The following is an 18,990-nucleotide window of genomic DNA, read 5'->3' as shown; positions in this document are numbered from 1 at the left end:
GTCAGTGCAGGGGGAGCGGGCCGGCGGCGCTGCGGAGCTGGGCCGCCGCCCGGCCGAAGATGCTCGCGTCGTTGCTGATCATGACGAACGAGAAGCCGTCCCGAGCCGCCTCCTGGGCGGCCGCCGCGTCGCGGGCCGCGACGCCGCACGGCAGGCCGCGGGCCTTCGCGCCCGCGAGCAGGCGGTCGACGTGCCGCCGCAGCACGGGGTCGTCGGCCTTCAAGCCGGTGGAGAGCGTCAGGTCGCCCATGCCGAGGAAGACGCCGTTCAGGCCGGGGGTGTCGAGAATCTCCTCGTCCTCCAGCGCGCTCAGGTCCTCCAGCTGGGGGATGCGCAGGGTCTCCTCGTCGCCGCGCCGCACGTACTCGGCGTTGCCGGCGAGCCCCCAGGCGCCCGCGCGGGAGGTGCTGCCGGAGCCCCGGGTGCCGCGCGGCGGGAAGATCATGCCGCTCATCGCCCGCTCGGCGTCGGCCCTGCCGGTGACGTGCGGCACCAGGATGCCGTCGGCGCCGATGTCGAGCACGCGCTGCAGATGGCTGCCGCCCGCGTCGGGCACCCGGACCAGAGCGTGCACGCCGAGGCCCTGCGCGACCACGACGGCCCGGTAGGCCGACTCCAGGCTGATCGGGCTGTGCTCCATGTCGACCACGACGAAGTCGAAGCCCGCGCGGGCCAGCAGTTCGACGGTCTCCAAGGCCGGGATCTTGACCCAGGTGCCCACCAGGCACCGGTCGGCGCCGCGGAGCCGTTCGAGCATGCGCATGGAGGTCTCCTTGTCCGTAAGTTGGCTCCGCTATCCGGGATTTCCATCCTGCATAGCGGGATCTGGTAGACCGTAGGCATTTCGGGCGAACTGCGTCAAGAGGCCCTTTCATCACGGAAGTTGTTATGGATGAAATGTGCTGGAAACCTTGACGGACCCCGAAGACTGTGGCCTACAGTCCGGCGTATCGGATGAGTGGACATTCGCCCCGTACTCCGGGACAGCGCCGTACGAGAGGATCCGCGCAGTGGCATCCCAAGAAGGGCTGGACATACCCAGCGGCGACATCCAGGTGGTCGCGCGGGTGGTGCAGCTGCTGCGGCTGCTCGGCGAGGCCGGGAGCATCGACCTGGTCTCGGCGGCCCAGGAGCTGAGCGTCGGCAAGTCGACGGCTCACCGCTACCTGGCCTCCATGGAGAACCACGGCCTGCTGCAGCGCAGAAACCGCAACCGCTACGAGTTCGGCACCCTGCTCGCCGAACTCGGCACGATGGCGCTGTCCCGGCTCGGCGTGGTCAACCTGGCCCGGCCGGTGATGGAGCAGGTCAGCATCCGGGTCCGGCACACCGTCGTGCTCAGCATCTGGAACGGCCGCTGCCCGGTGGTGGCCCAGGTGCACGAGGACAGCAGCCGCACCGCCCACGTCGTCATCCGGGTCGGCAGCACGCTGCGGCCCGGGACCGCCCAGGACTGCGTGTTCCGCGCGTTCCAGGACGAGTCCTTCCACCGGCGTTACCGCGAAGGGCCGGTGGATCTCGCCCAGGACCCGGTCGGCGGTCTTGAGGAGGTGCGCAAGACCGGCGTGGCGATCCGGTCCAGCGGCTCGGAAGGCGTGCGCGCGGTCGCCGTGCCCGTCCGGGACGCCGACGGGATGGTCGTCGCCACCCTGGCCGTGGTCGGCGTGACCTCGCTGGTGCCGGAGGAGGACGACAGCGATGTCGTGATGGTCCTGCGGGACGGCTCGCGGGCGATCACCCAGGCGTTGCGGGCTTCGCTCGAAGTCGCGGGCGACTAATTCAGGTAAGCGGGTGGCGGGGGTGAACCCGGGATCATCCGGCGCGTCCTCGGAGCGCGGTGATCCATCACTCAGAAAGGCACATAGATGAGGCACACACACCTACGCTCCCTGCTGATCACCGGTACGCTCCTCGCCGCCACGGCGGCCTGCGGGGGTGGCACCACGTCCACGGCCGAGGAGAAGACCCTGACCTGGGCGAGCACCGGCGGCCAGTTCCAGGAGGACGAGAAGAAGGCCCTGCAGCAGCCGTTCACGGCCAAGACGGGCACCACGTTCGTCAACGTCAGCCCCGCCGACCCGGCCCAGGTCAAGGCCATGGTCGCGTCCGGCAAGACGCAATGGGACCTGGCCAACATGAGCTGGATCTACGCGGGAGCGTACTGCGGCGAGCTCTACGAGAAGCTCGACGACCCCGGCCTGGATCGCAGCAAGTTCCCCCCGGGCACCACCCACGACTGCTTCGTGCCCACCTACCGGTACGCGAACGTCTTCAGCTACAACGCCGACGACTACAAGGACAACCCCCCGACCAAGATCGAGGACTTCTTCGACGTGGAGCGCTTCCCCGGGAAGCGCATCGTCCAGGACTACCCCAAGAACGGCCTGCTGGAAGCCGCCCTCGTCGCCGACGGGGTGCCGCCGGACAAGGTCTACCCGCTGGACGTCGACCGGGCGTTCCGCAAGCTCGACACCATCAAATCGTCCCTGGTCTTCGCGCCAAGCTACGGCGCCGTGCAGCAGATGCTGGTGGACCGCCAAGGCTCCATGGTGATCACCGTGACCGCCCGCTCCATCGTCACCGCCCAGAGCGGCGCGAACCTGAAGGCGGTCTGGGACTTCACCACCACCGACATCGGCGCCCTGGTCATCCCCAAGGGCGCGCCGCACAAGGCCCTGGCCCAGCAGGGCCTCATCTTCGTCACCGAACCGGCCCAGGCCAAGGCGTACGCCGAGCTGACCGGCACCGCCCCCGCCCGCGCGGACGTGGACATCTCCAGCATCGCCTACAGCGACATCCAGAAGTCGTTCAACGCCTTCCTGCCCGACCGCGGCCGGCTCCTGGAGCAGGACAAGCCGTGGTGGATCGAGAACACCGACGCCCTGGTGAAGCGCTGGACGAGCTGGAAGGTCAGCTAGCCCCATGCTGGTCGACACCGCCGCGCCCCCGAAGCGCACCCTGTCACCGGCCGGGCGGCGGCGGGTCGCGGGCCTGCTGCTCCTGCTGCCCGCCCTGGTCGCGCTGACGCTGTTCTTCGTGCTGCCGCTGCTGAGCATCATCGTGGACAGCGTCACCGACCCCGAGCCCGGCCTGGGCAACTACGCCTCGCTCTTCACCGACGGCTACACCCTCCGGGTGCTGGGGCGCACGCTGCTGGTCGCGCTGGTGGTCACGGTGGCCGGGGTCATGCTGGCCTACCCCTACGCGTACATGATGACCCTGGCTGGCCCTTCGGTGCGAGCCGTGATGGTCACGGTCGTGCTGGTGCCCTTCTGGACCAGCATGCTGGCGCGCAACTTCGCGTGGATGGTCCTGATGCAGGACGGCGGCGTGGTGCAGGGCGTCTTCGGCCTGGTCGGGCTGGGGGACGTCACGCTGCTGGGCACCACCACGGCGGTGACCATCTCGATGACCCAGGTGCTGCTGCCCTTCATGGTGCTGCCGATGTTCAGCGTCATGCAGCAGATCGACCGGCGGCTGACGCTGGCCGGGCAGAGCCTGGGCGCGAGCCGCTTCTCCTCGTTCCGGAAGGTGTACTTCCCGCTCTCGCTGCCGGGGGTCGCCGCCGGGGCCTCGCTGGTCTTCGTCCTGGCCCTCGGCTTCTACGTCACGCCCGCGCTGCTCGGCTCGCCGCAGAGTTCCATGATCGCCCAGGTGATCAGCGTACGCACCCGGGACCTGCTCGACTTCGGGGGCGGCGGCGCGATGGGCGTCTTCATGCTGGTCGTCACGCTCGCCGTACTGGCCGCCAGCCGCCGGCTGACCGGGCCTGGCGGCGCGGCCGGCGCGGCCCACGTGATCGTCGGGGGGAACGAACGATGACCGCCCGGCCCTGGTTGAAGATCGTCGCGGTGCTGGTCGGGCTCTTCCTGACCGTGCCCACGCTGGTCGTCATCCCGATGAGCTTCTCGTCGGCCAAGACCTTCAGATTCCCGCCCGGCGGCTGGTCCTTCGAGTGGTACGAGCGCCTGTTCACCTCGCCGGAGTGGACCACCGCGATCGTGAACTCCCTGCAGGTGGGGGTGATCACGGCGGTGTTCGCCACCGTGCTCGGCACCGCCGCCGCGATCGGCGTGACCACGCTGGGGGAGCGCGCCAGGGGGCTCGCGGTCGGCTTCCTGCTGTCGCCGATCATCATTCCCCAGATCCTGATCGCCCTGGTGATCTTCACGACCTTCCTGCGGATCGGCCTGACCGGCAGCCTGTTCGGCATCGCGCTGGCGCACACCGCCCTGGCGCTGCCGTTCGTGGTGATCGCGGTGACGGCCCGGCTGCAGGGCATGGACCCGGCCCTGCGCAAGGCGGGCGGCAGCCTCGGCGCGCCCCCGTTCGCGGTCTTCCGCAAGATCACCCTCCCGCTGGCCATGCCGGGCGTGCTCTCCGGCGCGGTGCTGGCGTTCATCAGCTCCTTCGACGAGGTCGTGATCTCGCTGTTCCTGCAGTCGCCCACGGCCATCACCCTCCCCGTCCAGATGTTCAACAGCGTGACCGTGCAGATCGACCCGACCATCTCGGCGGCGTCCAGCCTCATGGTCCTGGTGGTCAGCGTGCCCATCCTGCTCGCTCAGGTGGTCGGCGCGCGCCGAGGAAGCAGAGGAAAATGACCACTCCCACCCCAGGCGCCGGCCGGATCGAACTGACCAGCCTGTCCAAGCGGTACGGCTCAGGCCCGCTCGTCGTGGACGACGTGACCATCGACATCGCCTCCGGCGAGTTCGTCACCCTGCTGGGCCCCAGCGGTTCCGGCAAGACCACCACGCTCAACATGATCGCCGGGTTCACCGAGGTCAGCTCGGGCCGCATCCGGCTGGGCGGGCGCGACATCGCGCCGCTCCCGCCGCACAAGCGGGACTTCGGCATGGTCTTCCAGAACTACGCCCTGTTCCCGCACATGACCGTGACGCAGAACATCGCCTTCCCGCTGCGCGAGCGCAAGGTGCCCAAGGCCGAGATCGCGCGGCGGGTCGAGCAGGTGCTCGAGCTGGTGGACCTCACCGGCATGGGCGGCCGCCGCCCCGACGAGCTGTCCGGCGGGCAGCAGCAGCGCGTCGCGCTGGCCAGGGCCGTCGTCTTCTCGCCCAGCGTGCTGCTGCTCGACGAGCCGCTCAGCGCGCTGGACCGCAAGCTCAGGCAGAGCCTCCAGCAGGAGATCAAGCGGCTGCACGAGGAGCTCAAGCTCACCTTCGTCTTCGTCACCCACGACCAGGACGAGGCCATGTCGCTCTCCGACCGCATCGCGGTCTTCAACAACGGCCGGGTCGAGCGGATCGGCACCCCCGCCGACCTCTACCGCAACCCCGGCACCCGGTTCGTGGCCCGGTTCCTGGGCGAGTCCAACCTCTTCGAGGGAAGCCTGCGGCCGGGGGGCGTCTACGAGTGGGGCGGCCACAAGTGGGCCGCCGACGGCAATCCAGGGGAGTTCGACCTGGTCGTACGCCCGGAGCGGTTGCGCATCGCCGCCACGCCCGCCGAGGTCCCCGCCGACGCCAACCAGGTGCCCGCCACCGTGGCCGGGCTCTACTTCCAGGGCACCCATCAGCGGGTGGAACTCGACTACGGCGAAGGCCCTGCGGGCTGCGCCGTGCTCCCGCCCGACGCCGTCGGCGCAGACCTGCGCCCCGGCAGCGGGGTGACCGCCTACTGGGACCCCGCCCACCAGGTTCTGGTGACCAGACCGAACGAGGAGAACGAATGACCCTGCTCGACCCCCAGCTGGACGGCGACAGGAACGACGCCGACCCGGAGGCCGACGCCCTGCTCGTAGGGGCCGTGGACCTGCACCAGCACCCCGGCCCCAGCCCTTTCCCGCGACGGATGACCATCCTCGACGCGGCGCGCGACGCCTCCGCCGCCGGGTTCAAGGCCATCGTCGCCAAGTCCCACCACCACAGCATGGTCACCGACATCCTGGCCCTCGGCCCGGCCGGGCTCGACGAGCTGCCCATCGCCGTGCGCGGCGGCGTCGCGCTCAACAACGCCGTCGGCGGCCTCAACCCGTACGCGGTCGAGCTGGCCCTGCGCATGGGCGGCCGGGTGGTCTGGTTTCCCACCCTGTCGTCGGCCGCGCACATCGAGCATCACGCCGGGCACGACACCGGCTTTCCCACCCCCACCGTCGCGCTGCGCACCGACAAGGTGATCACCATCCTCGATGCGGACGGCGCGGTGCTGCCCGAGGTGCGCGACATCCTGTCCGTCATCGCGGCCGAGCGCGCCGTGCTGACCTGCGGCCACCTGGGCGTCGAGGAGACGAGCAAGCTGATCGTGGCGGCCCGGCAGGAGGGGGTGGAGCGCATCCTGGTCAACCACCCTTGCTTCGTGGTCGGCGCGTCCGCCGACCAGGCCGGGGAGTGGGCCCGCCAGGGCGCGCACATCGAGCACTGCCTGGTGATGTACTTCGGCCGGCCCGAGCGGCGCAGGGACCTGGCCGAGCTGCTGGCGTTCATCAAGGCCGCCGGTCCCGAGCGGACCGTGCTGTCCTCCGACTCCGGCCAGAAGCACAACCCGCTCCCGGTCACGCTCTTCCGGCGCGGCGCCCGCGGCCTGCTCGACGCCGGCCTGCCCGAGGACGACATCCGCCGCATGCTCGGCGCGAACGCCGCGGGACTGCTCTTCCCATGACCGCCGCCTACGAGGTGCTCGCCATCCGGTACGCCACCCGCACCGCCTCGCGCGCCGCCATGTTCCTCAACCACCACGTGTACGGCGAGCCGGACACCCCCATCGACATGGACTTCTACTTCTGGGTGGCCAGGAACGAGGACCACACCGTCGTGATCGACACCGGGTACGGCGCGGCGGGCCGTACCGGCCGGAAACGCCGCACCGAACTCGCCGAGCCGATGGCCGCGCTGGCCGACCTGGGAGTGCACCCGGAGAACGCGCCGCAGGTCATCGCCACCCACGCGCACTACGACCACATCGGCAACCTCGCCGGCTTCCCCCGCTCGGAGATCGTGATCGGCCGCGCCGAATTCGACTTCTGGACCGGGCCGTACGCGCGGCGGCAGCAGTTCGCGTACACGACGGAGCCCACCGACCTGGCCCACCTGAGCGAGGTACGCGACCAGGGCCGCGCCACGTTCGTGGACCGCCAGACGACCGTCGCCCCCGGCATCGAGGTGATCCCCGTCGGCGGCCACACCCCCGGCCAGCTCATCGTCCTCATCGCCACCGAAACCGGCCAGGCCGTCCTCACCTCCGACGCGGCCCACTACTACGAGGAGATCGAACTGGACCGCCCGTTCACCTGGCTGACCGACCTGGAGGGCACCTACCGCGCCTACGAACTGCTGCGCGAGCTGGCCTCCGAGCCAGGCCGCGTGCTCGTCGCGGGCCACGACCCGGACGTGATGCGCCGCTTCCCTTCGGACGGCCAGATCGCCCGCATCGCCTGAGAAGGAGCACGCCATGGGAAACCTCGCCGGAAAGGTGGCCGTCGTCACGGGCGGCGGCAGCGGGATCGGCGCCGCGAGCGCGCGGCGGCTCGCCCGGGAGGGGGCGCGCGTCGTCGTGGCCGACATCGACGGCGAGTCGGCGGCCAGGGTGGCGGCCGAGCTGCCGGGGGAGGCGGAGGCGGTGGCCGCCGACGTCTCCACCGAGGACGGCGTGGAGTCCTACATCCGCGCGGCCGTGGACCGCTTCGGCCGGATCGACCTGCACCACCTGAACGCCGGAGTGCTCGGCACGATGGCCCCCCTGCCCGACGTCGACCCCGCCGACTTCGACCACGTGATCGCGGTGAACCTGCGCGGCCCCTTCCTCGGCCTGCGCGCCGCCTTCCGCCGCTACCGCGAGCAGGACAGCGGCGGGGCCGTCGTCCTCACCGCGTCGATCTCCTCGCTGCGCGGCGCCGACGACCAGCTGCCGTACCAGACCTCCAAGCACGGCGTGCTCGGCCTGGTGCACGGCGCCGCCATGTACGGCGCGCCCAGGGGAATCCGGGTCAACGCGGTGGCCCCCGGACTGATCCCCACCGCCATCTTCGGCGCCAGGGCGGCCACCTTGGGCCAGCGCGGCGGCACCATCCCGATGCGGCGCCTCGGCACCGCGTACGAGATCGCCGGCGTCGTCGCCTTCCTGCTCGGCGACGACTCCTCGTACGTCACCGGGGAGGTCGTCTCCGCCGACGGCGGCGCGTTCATCGTCAACACGGTCGTCCGCTCCGGCGGCTCCGGCGCCTGGACACCACAGGACTGACAGAGAGAGGCACACGATGGCGCTCACGCCACGCCAGCAGGAGATCAAGGACGAGTTCACGCGGGTCCGCGGCACGTGGGGGGAGGCATGGGAGAGCATCCTGCGGCTCGACCCCACCTTCCTGGAGTCCTACCTGCGCCTGTCCTCAGTGCCCTGGCGCAGGGACATCCTGCCCCCCGTGGTCAAGGAGTTCATCTACATCGCCGCCGACGCCGCCGCCACCCACCTCTACACACCCGGCATCCGCCAGCACATCCGCGCCGCCCTCTCCCACGGCGCCACCGCCGAGGAGATCATGGAGGTCCTGGAGCTGACCAGCACCCTCGGCATCCACGCCGCCAACATCGGCGTCCCCCTGCTCCTGGAAGTCCTGGAAGAGGAAGGCCTGCGCACCGCCCCCACCCCCCTCGACGAGCGCAGACAGTCACTGAAGGCATCCTTCACCGAACGCCGCGGCTACTGGCACACCTTCTGGGACGGCCTGCTGGAACTCGACCCCGACCTCTTCGAGGCCTACCTCGACTTCTCCAGCGTCCCCTGGACCACCGGCGTCCTCCCCCCAAAGATCAAGGAATTCGTCTACATCGCCTTCGACGCCTCCGCCACCCACCTGTACGCCCCCGGCCTCAAACTCCACATCCGCAACGCCCTCGGCCTCGGCGCCACCCCCGAAGAAATCATGGAAGTCCTGGCCATCGTCAGCGTCATCGGCATCCACGCCGCCACCGTCGCGGCCCCCATCCTCACCGAGGAACTCACCGCGTTCTCTGAGGGTGGTGGGTGTTGATGTCGCCCGTTCAACCCCCTTCTGGTGACGGAATGTTGACTCCAGCACCTCAGAGAAACCTCCTTGACGTGACGCCGTTCACGGCAGACGATTGACCGAATCGCGAAACTTCAAGAAACTTGATCAAGGAGCACGCCATGCACCTTCGGTTCTTGGGAAGTAATAGCGAGCAGGGCACATGTCCCGCGGTCTACGAAACCGACCGAGACACGATCGCAGTGCAGGGAAAGATCGTGACCGACCCCACCGCCTTGGGCGAAGCGGTTAACCTGGCTCCCGATGAAGTTCTTGTCGAGATCCCGAAGGACCTCGTGCCGTTCTTCCCGCGAGGGTGATCGATGCTCCTGACCGAGGCCGAGCTTGGTGATCTGCTCGCCAGCTTCTCCGTCAGCGCCTTCAGGTTCGAACTGCGTGACCGTTACAACAGCACCGTGGGTGCGGAGCCATACCGGAAGTGGCTGGCTGGCGAGTCAGACGACTATGCCTGGCATCAATCATGGATGCAGAAGGTCAGCCAGGACACGGCGGCGGGGAAAGCGTGGCAGCGCGTCCGTATCGTGTCCGTGCCGCCGTCGGACTACACGCGATACGGCATCGAGGTCGGCCGGCTCAGCGTTGAGGCGGGCGAGGACATTCGCTACCTGCGCCGAGACGAGGCCAAGCGCCTCGGGCTGCGACCGTACGATGCCTGGCTGCTGGACGACTCTCGCCTGGTCTGGCTTCATTTCAAAGACAGCGACGACACCTTTGCCGGCGCCGAGCTCGTCACAGATCCTGAGATTCTCTCCCGGCACCGCTCATGGCGAGACCTCGCCTGGATGCGAGCCCTGCCCCTCGCAGAATTTGCATCCAAGCTGCTTTCGTGAGTCGGCATCTTCTCGGGCAGCAGGCCGTTGAGGCGGTCGGCATCCGCCTGCGCGATCTCAGGCGTGACGCGGGTCTAACGGGCCGCGAACTTGCGGTTGCCTGCGAATGGCCCCCGTCGAAGGTGTCGAAGCTGGAGCTGGGCAGACAGGCGCCGACCGAAGCCGATGTCCGCGATTGGTGCCTGGCCTGCCGAGTCCCGAGTGAAATCGCGGATCTGATCGCTGCCGTGCGCTCTCTTAACGCTCAATACATGGACTGGCGTCGATCACTACAGACCGGGACGAAGCGCCGTCAGAAAGCCAACCTCGCAGCGTACGAGAGAGCCAGCCTTATCCGAGCGTGGGAGCCGGTTGTAGTTCCCGGCCTGCTCCAGACGGCCGCGTACGCTCGTGGAGTTCTATCAACGGTCATCGACTTCCACGGCATCCCTAACGATTTGGAGGAAGGCGTCCAGGCTCGCCTGGATGCTCAGGAAGTACTCGGCCATAAACGACGCCGTTTCCTCTTCCTGCTGGGCCAGAGCGCCCTGTTCGCGAACGTGGGTGGCGCGGCGACCATGACCGAGCAGTTGCGGCATCTCGCCCAAGTGGCTCGCTCTCAGCGCATCAGCCTCGGCATCGTTCCGATGACAGCGCCGTACACGGTACCGAGGAACAACGCCTTCACGGTCTACGACAGCGACTCGGTTACGGTCGCCACGTACACAGCCGAGTTGACACTGAGCCAACAGCACGAAGTAGCGGTGTATGAGAAGGCTTTTGATCGCCTGCTCGCTTTGGCAGTTCATGGCGCGGCTGCTCGGGCGCTGATCGAACAAGCGCTTCTCGATCAAGAAGAAATCTAGAGAAATATTGTTGAGGCCGAGGCTGTCCGGTTCTTAATGTCGTGGCATGCCCCTGCATGACGACATCCCCGGCGACGCTCGACGGCGGACCTGGTCGGCTCGCCTGAGCGTAGGCTGCGCTCCGAGCCCACCACGTTCTTCCTTTCCGCCGTGAGGGCAAAGCGAGTCGGCGCGAGAGGGGTGATTCCCTTTCGCCTCTTTCGTGCACATTCCTGACAGTTTCCTCCAGATTGGTCGAACCTACGAGGTGGGGAGATCTATGGACGTCCAGACGCGCGCTGAACGAGAGGAAAGGTTCTCGGCGTTGCCTGATAGTGCCGCGCGGTTGTTCGGGCTGCTCGGGCTGCATCCCGGGGCTGATTTCTCGGCGGAGTCGGCTGCCGCGCTGGACGGGAGAGGGGTCGGGCCGGTGCTGAGCCTGTTGGAGGCGTTTGACGGGGTGGGGCTGATCAGGCGGGTGGCGCCTGGCCGATATCGGATCGATGAGCCGTTGCGGGCCCACGCGGCCGGGCGGGCCCGGCGGTCCGCCGCGCAGGCGGATGACGCGTTGGTGCGGCTGGTGTCCTGGTATCTGCACACCTGCGATTGGCTCCAATACACCCTCGCCCCGTGCGACGCCTACGACCTGGAGGAGGAGGTCCCGGCCGGGGTCACGCCCAAGACCTTCGACACGCCGCAGGCCGCCCTGGCCTGGTGGGAGACCGAGCGGCCACGATCATCTCCATCGTCCGCACGGCTGCGCAGGCCGGGCTGCACGGGCTGGCCTGGCGGATGTCGGCGGTGCTCCGCGCGGTCTACGCCCACCGCAACGCCGTCACCGACTGGCGCGAGGTGGCCGCCATCGGGGCCGCCTCCGCCGTCGCCGACGGCGACCTCGCCGGTCAGGCGCTGGCCGCCGAAAGCCTCGGCGACCTCTACGCCCAGACCAGCCACCTGCGGGAGGCCGAATCCCACCATCGTCACGCGCTGGAGATCTACCGCCGCCTGGGCGACCGATTCGGCCAGGCGCGCGCCCTGAACGCCCTCGGTCTGCTCTTCCTGCGCCAACGCCACCTGCGGGACGCCTGCGCGCACTTCGAGGACAGCTCGCTCATTTTCGCCGAACTCGACGACACGGCCCACTGGCTGGCCGTCACCGGCACTAACGAGGCGGAAGCATTGATCGAACTGGACCGGGCGTCCGAGGCGGCGCACATCTTCAGCGAAACCGTGGCGGTCTTCGACTACTTCCACGACCGGCACTCCCAAGGCCACGCGCTGTTCCTCCTGGCCCGCGCCCAGCGGGCCCAAGGGGACCTGATCAGCGCCCGAGCCTGTATCGACGCCGCCCTGGCCATCGCCACGACCGCCGCCACCGTCGGCAATCCGATCTGGCGGGGCTCCTGGCTCGTGGAACTCGGCCATGTGCAGCGCGCGGCCGGGCAGCCCGCCGACGCGTTGGAGACCTACCAGCGTGCCGCCGAGATCCACCGCGAGTTGGGCGACCGCGGCGGCGAAGCCCTGGCCCTGGCCGCAGCCGCCGAAACCCACCGGGAGCAGGGGGCACGCCGATGAGGCGCTCACCCTGTCAGCTCAACCACTGGGCTCCGTAGCGGCCGGCCTCTGGCGACACGCACCACCTTGGCCGTATGCACCGCAATAACCTGGACGTGTTCGAGAGGGCCGGTGTGGCTGGTTGCGCTACTGCTCCGATGGCGGGCGTCGCGCGCAGGGGGCGCAGACGCCGTACACCGCCTCGATCTCGAAGCCGTCCGTGCGGGGTTCGGCCGTCTGTTCCAGGACCAGGCCGCAGGATCGGCAGATCAGGTGGTGGTGGCGGGTGGGGCCGCAGACCCGGTAGGTGGCCTCCCCGGCCTGGGTGAAGGCGTGCACGAGACCGGCGTCGACGAGCGAGGACACCGCGCGGTACACGGTGGTCAGGCCGATCGGCTCGCCACGGTTGAGTAGTTCGGCGTGCAGTTGGCGGGCGGTGATCGGCCGGGGTTCGGCGATGAGCACCTCCAGCACCTGCACGCGTTTCCTTGTCGCTCGGACGCCGGCCCCGCTGAGCTGGGCGTGCCATCGCAGTATGTCGGGCATGTCGGTCACCATCACAGCTTGACAATGGTTTTCGTTTTCTACATGGTTGTCCACGAAAGCACCAGCTTGGAATGAAAACCGTTACTGATCTAGGAAGGTCCGGCATGCATCCCCTGCGCTTTGCCGCGCTCTGCGCCCTTGCCCTGCTGCTGGCCGGATGCGGCGGCGCCGCGACTCCGGCGGCCACGACCGGATCCTCCGCCGCGGCTCCCGAGCCCATCACCGTCGTCGCCTCCACCAACGTGTACGGCGACATCGTCAAGCAGGTGGGCGGGGACAAGGTCGAGGTGACCTCGATCATCTCCGACCCGGGACAGGACCCGCATTCCTACGAGGCCAACACGCAGAACCAGCTCGCCCTCTCCAAGGCCAGGGTGGTCGTCGAGAACGGCGGCGGCTACGACGACTTCGTCGACACCATGCTCAAGTCGAGTGGCAACACCGCCGCCGAGGTCGTCAACGCCGTCACCGTCTCGGGCCGGACGGCCCCCGCCGGCGGGGAGCTCAACGAGCACGTCTGGTACGACCTGCCGTCCGTCGCCAAGATCGCCGACCAGATCTCCGCCGCCCTGGCCAAGGCCGACCCCGCCTCCGCCGCCGCCTTCACCGCCAACGCCGAGGCCTTCAAGCAGAAGCTCAAGCCCTTGGAGGACCGTACGGCCACGATCGCGGCGCAGGCGGGCGGCACCGCCGTGGCGATCACCGAGCCGGTCCCGGTCTACCTGCTGGAGGCCGCCGGGCTCAAGAACCTCACCCCCGAGGAGTTCAGCGAGGCCATCGAGGAGGGCGACGACGTCTCCCCGCAGGTGCTGGCCGAGACGATCGCCCTGTTCACCGGCAAGAAGGTGGAGGCCCTGGTCTACAACGAGCAGACCAGCGGCCCGCAGACCGAGCAGCTGAAGAAGGCGGCGGCCGACAACGGCGTCGCGGTGGTCCCGGTCACCGAGACTCTGACGGAAGGCAAGGACTACGTCACCTGGATGACGGCCACCCTCGACGCCCTCCAGGCCGCCCTCATCCCATGACGGCCACCGCACTCACCGCTCCGCGCCGCTCGCATACTGACACGGTGATAAGCCTCAGCGGCGCGGAGCTCGCCTTCGGCGACCGGATCCTGTGGCAAGACCTGGACCTGGAGCTGGGCCGGGGCGAGTTCGTCGCCGTCCTCGGCCCGAACGGCTCGGGCAAGACCAGCTTCCTGCGTGTTCTCCTCGGACAGCAGCGCCTGACCGCGGGCACCCTGCTGATCGAAGGACGGCCACCCCGCCGGGGCAGCCCGCTGCTCGGCTACATTCCGCAACATCGGGCGGTGGCTCCGCAAACTCCGCTGCGGGGCCGCGACCTGATCCGGCTGGGCCTGGACGGCCACCGCTGGGGCCTGCCCATCGGCAACCTCCGCCGCCAGGTGGACGAACTGCTGGAAGCGGTAGGCGCCACGGCATTCGCCGACCGCCCGCTCGCCCTGCTCTCGGGCGGCGAGCTGCAACGGCTCCGCGTCGCGCAGGCCCTGGCCACCGACCCCGCCCTCCTGCTCTGCGACGAACCCTTGCTGTCGCTGGACCTGCACCATCAGAAGGTGGTCGCCGACCTGGTCAACGAGCGGAGGCGCTCCCACGACACCACGGTGGTGTTCGTCACCCACGAGATCAACCCCATCCTGGAGATGGCGGACCGCGTGCTCTACCTCGCCGAGGGGCGGTTCCGCTTCGGCACCCCGGCGGAGGTCATGACCTCCGCGAGCCTGTCCGGCCTGTACGGAAGCCCGGTCGAAGTGGTCCACGTCAACGGCAGACTCGTGGTCGTCGGCGCCCCCGGTTCCCACGACCACGGCGGAGAACCCTCGGCATGACCGGCGACATCTGGCAACAGCTCTTCAACTTCGACAACTACGGCGAACTCCTGGTCCTGGTCCGCAACTCGCTGATCGCCGGAGCCGTCCTGGGGCTGGTCGGCGGCGTCATCGGCACCTTCGTCATGATGCGCGATCTCGCCTTCGCCGTACACGGCATCGCCGAACTGTCCTTCGCGGGCGCCTCGGCGGCACTCCTGATCGGCGTGAACGTCGCGGCAGGTTCCCTCGCCGGATCGATCTTGGCAGCGCTGATCATCGGCGCGTTAGGCGTACGAGCAAGGGATCGCAATTCGGTCATCGGAGTGCTCATGCCCTTCGGCCTCGGTCTCGGCGTGCTGTTCCTGGCCCTCTACAAAGGCCGCGCCGCGAACAAGTTCGGCCTGCTCACCGGCCAGATCGTGGCTGTGGACACCGTGCAGATGAGCTGGCTGGTCGGCACCTCCGCCGTGGTCCTCCTCGGCCTCGCTGTGGTGTGGCGCCCCCTGGTCTTCGCCAGCCTCGACCCCGAGGTCGCCGCCGCCAGAGGCGTTCCCGTCCGCATCCTGTCGCCCGTCTTCATGGTGCTCCTCGGCCTCTCAGTGGCCGTCTCCATCCAGGTCGTCGGCGCCCTACTGGTGCTGGCCCTGCTGGTCACCCCCGCCGCCGCGGCCATGCGGGTCACCGCCGCGCCGGTCCGAGTCACGCTGCTCAGCGTCCTGTTCGCCGTCACCTCGGTGGTAGGCGGCATCCTGCTCGCCCTGGGCAGCAGCATCCCGATCAGCCCGTACGTCACGACCATCTCCTTCGCCATCTACCTGAGCTGCCGGGTCATAGGTAGCGCAGCCACAAGTAGGGCGTCACCAGTAGGACGGTGACGAAGGTGACGATCAGGCCGTACTTGGTGAATTCCCAGAAGCTGATCGGGTGGCGGTTGCGGGCGGCGATGCCGAGGACGACGACGTTGGCGGCGGCGCCGACGGCGGTGGCGTTGCCGCCCAGGTCGGCGCCGAAGGCGAGGGCCCACCACAGGACCTGGGCGTGCTCGTTGCCGCCGTTGGCCTGGACCAGGTCGGCGACGATCGGGCTCATGGAGGCCACGTAGGGGATGTTGTCCACGATCGCCGACAGCCCAGCCGACGCCCACAGCAGGACCATCGTGGTCAGGCCGAGCCGTCCTTCGGTGGCGTTCACGGCCAGCTGCGAGACCTGGCCGATGACGCCGGTCTCCACCAGCGCGCCGACCATCACGAACAGGCCCGCGAAGAACACCAGCGTCGGCCATTCGACCTCGGCGAGGGCCTGCTCGGTGGTGACCGGCGTGACCGCCACCAGGATCCCGGCGCCCAGGATGGCGACCACCGACGGCTCGTAGTGCAGCACCGGGTGCAGCACGAACGCGGCCGTCACCAGGCCGAGCACGGCCAGGCTCTGCCGCAGCAGCCGCGGGTCGGCGATGGCCTCGCGCTAGTCCAGGCGCATGATCTCGGCAGCCCGTACCGGATCGTAGGTGAAGGACTTGCGGAACATGATCCGGCACAGCCCGAGGAACACGATCATCAAAATGATGATCATCGGTGCCATGTGGATCAGGAAGTCGTTGAACGACAGCCCGCCCCGGCTGGCGATGATGATGTTGGGCGGGTCGCCGACCAGGGTGGCGGCGCCGCCGATGTTGGAGGACATCGCCTCCGCGATCAGGTACGGCACGACCGGCAGCGCCAGCCGCTCGCACACCAGGAACGTGACCGGCGCGACCAGCAGCACGGTGGTGACGTTGTCCAGCAGCGCCGAGGCGACGGCGGTGATGACGACCAGCAGCACCATCAGCCGGTACGGTCGCCCGCGCGCCCGCTTGGCGGCCCAGACGGCCAGGTACTCGAAGACGCCGGTCCGCTTCAGCACCCCGACGATGATCATCATCCCGAGCAGCAGGAAGATGACGTTCCAGTCGATTCCGGTCTCTTCCGCGAAGAACGCCGCCCCCGCGTCGGTGGCGTGGATCAGCAGCATGATCCCCGCTCCGCCGAGCGCGGCGGCCACCCGGTGGATACGCTCGGTCGCGATCAGCGCGTACGCGCCGAGAAAGACCGCCAGGGACAGCCAGGCGAGCACGGTCACTGCGGGAGCGCCCGGTTCAGGAGCGTCTTCAGCGTGACGGCGCCCAGCAGGCGCCCGTCGCCGACGACGGCGACCAGCGGGCTGTGGGTGCGCGCCATCACGATCAGGCCGGGCAGGTCGTGCGTGGCGAGGAGCCGCGCCGCCTCGACGACGGGGGTGTCAGGGGTGACCCTCGGGAAATCGGTGACCAGATCGCGCGCTCGCATGCCCGCCAGCCTTCATGATCGACAACAGAACCTGCCGACCAGACTTCCCGGCGCGCCTGAGGACAACCTATCAAGCGCGGGCACCCGTATGGATCGCGTCAATATTCCCTCCCAAACCGTAGGTAAGCCGTCAAGGCAGACAAAAAGCCCGGATATCGCGATTTGCTACTGATCGGGCCGCCTGTCTGGGTGGCCCGAGGCATGTTTCCGGAACTTGAGGAGTAGGGATGGCTGACGTCATCTTCGTCGTCCTGACGGTCGCGGTGTTCGTGATCCTCGGGCTCGCCGTCAAGGCGGTGGAACGGCTGTGAGTGCCGTCAACGCCGTCGGTCTGGTCCTGGCCGCCGGCCTGGTGATCTTCGTGATCGTGGCCCTGCTCTTCCCGGAGCGTTTCTGATGTCCTCCACCATGGCCGGGATCCTGTTCATCGGTTCCCTCCTGCTCGCCCTGGCGGTGCTGTACAAGCCGCTGGGCGACTACATGTACCGCGTCTACAGCGGCACCCGGCACTCCCGCGTAGAGCGCGGGATCTACCGCCTGCTCGGCGTCCGCGCCGACGCCGAGCAGACCTGGGGCGTCTACGCCCGCGGCGTGCTGGCCTTCTCGCTCGTCTCGATCCTCTTCCTGTACGGCCTGCAGCGCCTGCAGAACCACCTTTTCCTCAGCCTGGGCATGGACGCGGTCTCCCCAGCGCTGGCCTGGAACACCGCGGTCAGCTTCGTCACGAACACCAACTGGCAGGCCTACTCGGGCGAAGCCACGATGGGCCACCTGGTGCAGACCGCGGGCCTGGCCGTGCAGAACTTCGTCTCGGCCGCGGTCGGCATGTCCGTGGCGATCGCCCTGGTCCGCGGCTTCGCCCGGAAGAAGACCGACCAGCTCGGCAACTTCTGGGTGGACCTGGTCCGCGGCACCCTCCGGATCCTGCTGCCGATCGCCTTCGTGGCCGCGCTGCTCCTGGTCGCCGGCGGCGCGATCCAGACCCTCGGCGACCACCACGTGTGGACCACCCTGACCGGCGGCGAGCAGACCTTCACCCCGGGCGCGGTCGCCTCGCAGGAGGCCATCAAGGATCTGGGCACCAACGGCGGCGGCATCTTCAACGTCAACTCGGCGCACCCGTTCGAGAACCCGGCCGCCTGGACCAACTGGCTGACGATCCTGCTCCTGCTGATGATCTCGTTCTGCCTGCCGCGCACGTTCGGCCGGATGGTCGGCGACAACCGGCAGGGCTACGCGATCGTCGCGGTGATGGCGACCATCTTCACCCTCAGCGTCGTGCTGACCAACTGGGCCGAGCTGTCCTCGGCCGGGACCGTGCCGCAGGCCATCGGCCAGGCGATGGAAGGCCGCGAGGCCCGCTTCGGCGTCTCCAACTCGGCCATGTTCGCCTCCTCCACCACGCTGACCTCCACCGGCTCGGTGAACTCCTTCCACGACTCCTACACCGCGCTCGGCGGCGGCATGCTGATCTTCAACATGCTGCTCGGCGAGGTGGCCCCCGGCGGCACCGGCGCGGGCCTGTACGGCATGCTCATCCTGGCCGTGATCACGGTCTTCGTGGCCGGCCTGATGGTCGGCCGCACCCCCGAGTACCTGGGCAAGAAGATCGGCGCCAGGGAGATGAAGCTGGCCTCGATGTACTTCCTGGTCACTCCGATCCTGGTGCTGGCCGGCACCGCGGTCGCGATGGCCACCGAGACCGGCAGGTCGGCCATGCTGAACAGCGGGCCGCACGGATTCTCCGAGATCCTCTACGCCTACACCAGCGCCTCCAACAACAATGGCTCGGCGTTCGCCGGTGTCAGCGTGAACACCGACTTCCACAACACCACGCTCGGCCTGTGCATGGCGCTGGGCCGCTTCCTGCCGATCGTCCTGGTGCTGGCGCTGGCCGGCTCCCTGGCCAGGCAGTCGCCGGTCCCGGCCTCGGCCGGCACGCTGCCCACCCACCGGCCGCAGTTCATCGGCATGGTGGCCGGGGTGACGGTCATCCTGGTCGCCCTGACGTTCCTGCCCGCCCTCGCGCTCGGCCCGATCGCGGAAGGACTGTTCTGAC

At 68.9% G+C, this 18,990-nt stretch carries 21 protein-coding genes and 1 pseudogene; 18 read left to right on the top strand and 4 right to left on the bottom strand.

Annotated features, from left to right (window positions below; genetic code table 11):
* Position 1: 1 nt before the first annotated feature.
* Entirely contained in the window at positions 2-763 is a 762-nt protein-coding gene (locus ABGB08_RS36060) for an aldolase/citrate lyase family protein (RefSeq protein WP_347600010.1), read from the bottom strand.
* A 247-nt stretch (positions 764-1,010) separates the two neighbouring features.
* Between ABGB08_RS36060 and ABGB08_RS36055 the strand changes: the two genes are divergently transcribed.
* From ABGB08_RS36055 to ABGB08_RS35995, 13 genes are all read left to right on the top strand, one after another.
* On the top strand, positions 1,011-1,778 hold the full coding sequence (locus ABGB08_RS36055; RefSeq protein ID WP_347600008.1) for an IclR family transcriptional regulator: 768 nt from the start codon (positions 1,011-1,013) through the stop codon (positions 1,776-1,778).
* 87 nt (positions 1,779-1,865) lie between these two features.
* The gene (locus ABGB08_RS36050; protein WP_347600006.1) at positions 1,866-2,918 is read left to right on the top strand and encodes an extracellular solute-binding protein; all 1,053 of its coding nucleotides are present in this window, start codon (positions 1,866-1,868) and stop codon (positions 2,916-2,918) included.
* A 4-nt stretch (positions 2,919-2,922) separates the two neighbouring features.
* Positions 2,923-3,822 (top strand): ABC transporter permease, encoded by a 900-nt coding sequence (locus ABGB08_RS36045; RefSeq protein WP_347600004.1) that lies wholly within the window; start codon positions 2,923-2,925, stop codon positions 3,820-3,822.
* Complete coding sequence (locus ABGB08_RS36040) at positions 3,819-4,604, top strand: ABC transporter permease (protein WP_347600002.1); 786 nt, start codon at positions 3,819-3,821, stop codon at positions 4,602-4,604. The genes ABGB08_RS36045 and ABGB08_RS36040 overlap by 4 nt, the downstream gene beginning before the upstream one ends.
* Entirely contained in the window at positions 4,601-5,695 is a 1,095-nt protein-coding gene (locus ABGB08_RS36035) for an ABC transporter ATP-binding protein (protein ID WP_347600000.1), read from the top strand. Before ABGB08_RS36040 ends, ABGB08_RS36035 begins: the two co-directional genes overlap by 4 nt.
* The gene (locus ABGB08_RS36030; RefSeq protein WP_347599997.1) at positions 5,692-6,621 is read left to right on the top strand and encodes a DUF6282 family protein; all 930 of its coding nucleotides are present in this window, start codon (positions 5,692-5,694) and stop codon (positions 6,619-6,621) included. The genes ABGB08_RS36035 and ABGB08_RS36030 overlap by 4 nt, the downstream gene beginning before the upstream one ends.
* The gene (locus tag ABGB08_RS36025; RefSeq protein WP_347599994.1) at positions 6,618-7,397 is read left to right on the top strand and encodes an N-acyl homoserine lactonase family protein; all 780 of its coding nucleotides are present in this window, start codon (positions 6,618-6,620) and stop codon (positions 7,395-7,397) included. Before ABGB08_RS36030 ends, ABGB08_RS36025 begins: the two co-directional genes overlap by 4 nt.
* A gap of 13 nt (positions 7,398-7,410) precedes the next feature.
* Positions 7,411-8,199 carry an SDR family NAD(P)-dependent oxidoreductase gene (locus ABGB08_RS36020; RefSeq protein WP_347599991.1) on the top strand — a complete coding sequence of 263 codons (789 nt, stop codon included), beginning with the start codon at positions 7,411-7,413 and terminating at the stop codon, positions 8,197-8,199.
* Positions 8,200-8,215: 16 nt separating this feature from the next.
* Positions 8,216-8,986, top strand: a complete 771-nt coding sequence (locus ABGB08_RS36015) for a carboxymuconolactone decarboxylase family protein (protein WP_347599988.1) — start codon at positions 8,216-8,218, stop codon at positions 8,984-8,986.
* A 137-nt stretch (positions 8,987-9,123) separates the two neighbouring features.
* On the top strand, positions 9,124-9,321 hold the full coding sequence (locus ABGB08_RS36010; protein ID WP_347599985.1) for a hypothetical protein: 198 nt from the start codon (positions 9,124-9,126) through the stop codon (positions 9,319-9,321).
* A gap of 3 nt (positions 9,322-9,324) precedes the next feature.
* Complete coding sequence (locus tag ABGB08_RS36005; RefSeq protein ID WP_347599982.1) at positions 9,325-9,852, top strand: DUF6879 family protein; 528 nt, start codon at positions 9,325-9,327, stop codon at positions 9,850-9,852.
* Positions 9,849-10,697 carry a helix-turn-helix transcriptional regulator gene (locus ABGB08_RS36000; protein ID WP_347599979.1) on the top strand — a complete coding sequence of 283 codons (849 nt, stop codon included), beginning with the start codon at positions 9,849-9,851 and terminating at the stop codon, positions 10,695-10,697. Before ABGB08_RS36005 ends, ABGB08_RS36000 begins: the two co-directional genes overlap by 4 nt.
* 693 nt (positions 10,698-11,390) lie before the next feature.
* Complete coding sequence (locus tag ABGB08_RS35995) at positions 11,391-12,251, top strand: tetratricopeptide repeat protein (protein ID WP_347599976.1); 861 nt, start codon at positions 11,391-11,393, stop codon at positions 12,249-12,251.
* A gap of 126 nt (positions 12,252-12,377) precedes the next feature.
* Here ABGB08_RS35995 and ABGB08_RS35990 read toward each other — a convergent pair whose 3' ends face one another.
* On the bottom strand, positions 12,378-12,776 hold the full coding sequence (locus tag ABGB08_RS35990; RefSeq protein ID WP_347599973.1) for a Fur family transcriptional regulator: 399 nt from the start codon (positions 12,774-12,776) through the stop codon (positions 12,378-12,380).
* Between the two features lie 104 nt (positions 12,777-12,880).
* On the opposite strand from ABGB08_RS35990, the gene ABGB08_RS35985 reads away from it, so the two are divergent.
* The 3 genes from ABGB08_RS35985 to ABGB08_RS35975 are packed head-to-tail and all read left to right on the top strand — an operon-like array spanning position 12,881 to position 15,482.
* Positions 12,881-13,801, top strand: a complete 921-nt coding sequence (locus ABGB08_RS35985) for a zinc ABC transporter substrate-binding protein (protein ID WP_347599970.1) — start codon at positions 12,881-12,883, stop codon at positions 13,799-13,801.
* A 44-nt stretch (positions 13,802-13,845) separates the two neighbouring features.
* Positions 13,846-14,625: an ATP-binding cassette domain-containing protein gene (locus tag ABGB08_RS35980; protein WP_347599967.1), complete on the top strand. Its 780-nt coding sequence runs from the start codon at positions 13,846-13,848 to the stop codon at positions 14,623-14,625.
* On the top strand, positions 14,622-15,482 hold the full coding sequence (locus tag ABGB08_RS35975) for a metal ABC transporter permease (RefSeq protein ID WP_347599964.1): 861 nt from the start codon (positions 14,622-14,624) through the stop codon (positions 15,480-15,482). Before ABGB08_RS35980 ends, ABGB08_RS35975 begins: the two co-directional genes overlap by 4 nt.
* Here the strand turns inward: ABGB08_RS35975 and ABGB08_RS35970 are convergent.
* Positions 15,436-16,719 (bottom strand): annotated as a pseudogene (locus ABGB08_RS35970) (ArsB/NhaD family transporter). The gene ABGB08_RS35975 and the pseudogene ABGB08_RS35970 sit on opposite strands and share 47 nt — an antisense overlap.
* Positions 16,720-16,721: 2 nt before the next feature.
* On the bottom strand, positions 16,722-16,931 hold the full coding sequence (locus tag ABGB08_RS35965; protein ID WP_347599961.1) for a CBS domain-containing protein: 210 nt from the start codon (positions 16,929-16,931) through the stop codon (positions 16,722-16,724).
* 307 nt (positions 16,932-17,238) lie between these two features.
* Here ABGB08_RS35965 and kdpF point away from each other — a divergent pair, with 307 nt between their 5' ends.
* Together kdpF and kdpA are read left to right on the top strand one after the other, a co-directional pair.
* Positions 17,239-17,328 (top strand): K(+)-transporting ATPase subunit F, encoded by a 90-nt coding sequence (kdpF, locus tag ABGB08_RS35960; protein WP_155346090.1) that lies wholly within the window; start codon positions 17,239-17,241, stop codon positions 17,326-17,328.
* The gene (gene kdpA / locus ABGB08_RS35955) at positions 17,328-18,989 is read left to right on the top strand and encodes a potassium-transporting ATPase subunit KdpA (RefSeq protein WP_347599957.1); all 1,662 of its coding nucleotides are present in this window, start codon (positions 17,328-17,330) and stop codon (positions 18,987-18,989) included. Before kdpF ends, kdpA begins: the two co-directional genes overlap by 1 nt.
* Position 18,990 lies beyond the last annotated feature (1 nt).

Source organism: Acrocarpospora sp. B8E8 (assembly GCF_039871605.1).
Classification (GTDB): Bacteria; Actinomycetota; Actinomycetes; order Streptosporangiales; family Streptosporangiaceae; genus Acrocarpospora; species Acrocarpospora macrocephala.
This window is presented reverse-complemented; position numbering and strand designations above follow the sequence as displayed.

Excerpts from the sequence above, each read along its gene's own strand:
- ABGB08_RS36035 (WP_347600000.1), top strand. The coding sequence starts at position 4,601 with ATGACCACTCCCACCCCAGGCGCCGGCCGGATCGAACTGACCAGCCTG.
- ABGB08_RS36060 (WP_347600010.1), bottom strand. The coding sequence starts at position 763 with ATGCGCATGCTCGAACGGCTCCGCGGCGCCGACCGGTGCCTGGTGGGC.
- ABGB08_RS36040 (WP_347600002.1), top strand. The coding sequence starts at position 3,819 with ATGACCGCCCGGCCCTGGTTGAAGATCGTCGCGGTGCTGGTCGGGCTC.
- ABGB08_RS35985 (WP_347599970.1), top strand. The coding sequence starts at position 12,881 with ATGCATCCCCTGCGCTTTGCCGCGCTCTGCGCCCTTGCCCTGCTGCTG.
- ABGB08_RS36025 (WP_347599994.1), top strand. The coding sequence starts at position 6,618 with ATGACCGCCGCCTACGAGGTGCTCGCCATCCGGTACGCCACCCGCACC.
- ABGB08_RS36030 (WP_347599997.1), top strand. The coding sequence starts at position 5,692 with ATGACCCTGCTCGACCCCCAGCTGGACGGCGACAGGAACGACGCCGAC.
- ABGB08_RS35975 (WP_347599964.1), top strand. The coding sequence starts at position 14,622 with ATGACCGGCGACATCTGGCAACAGCTCTTCAACTTCGACAACTACGGC.
- kdpA (WP_347599957.1), top strand. The coding sequence starts at position 17,328 with ATGTCCTCCACCATGGCCGGGATCCTGTTCATCGGTTCCCTCCTGCTC.
- ABGB08_RS36005 (WP_347599982.1), top strand. The coding sequence starts at position 9,325 with ATGCTCCTGACCGAGGCCGAGCTTGGTGATCTGCTCGCCAGCTTCTCC.
- ABGB08_RS36050 (WP_347600006.1), top strand. The coding sequence starts at position 1,866 with ATGAGGCACACACACCTACGCTCCCTGCTGATCACCGGTACGCTCCTC.
- ABGB08_RS35965 (WP_347599961.1), bottom strand. The coding sequence starts at position 16,931 with ATGCGAGCGCGCGATCTGGTCACCGATTTCCCGAGGGTCACCCCTGAC.
- ABGB08_RS36015 (WP_347599988.1), top strand. The coding sequence starts at position 8,216 with ATGGCGCTCACGCCACGCCAGCAGGAGATCAAGGACGAGTTCACGCGG.
- ABGB08_RS35990 (WP_347599973.1), bottom strand. The coding sequence starts at position 12,776 with ATGCCCGACATACTGCGATGGCACGCCCAGCTCAGCGGGGCCGGCGTC.
- ABGB08_RS36010 (WP_347599985.1), top strand. The coding sequence starts at position 9,124 with ATGCACCTTCGGTTCTTGGGAAGTAATAGCGAGCAGGGCACATGTCCC.
- ABGB08_RS36020 (WP_347599991.1), top strand. The coding sequence starts at position 7,411 with ATGGGAAACCTCGCCGGAAAGGTGGCCGTCGTCACGGGCGGCGGCAGC.
- ABGB08_RS36045 (WP_347600004.1), top strand. The coding sequence starts at position 2,923 with ATGCTGGTCGACACCGCCGCGCCCCCGAAGCGCACCCTGTCACCGGCC.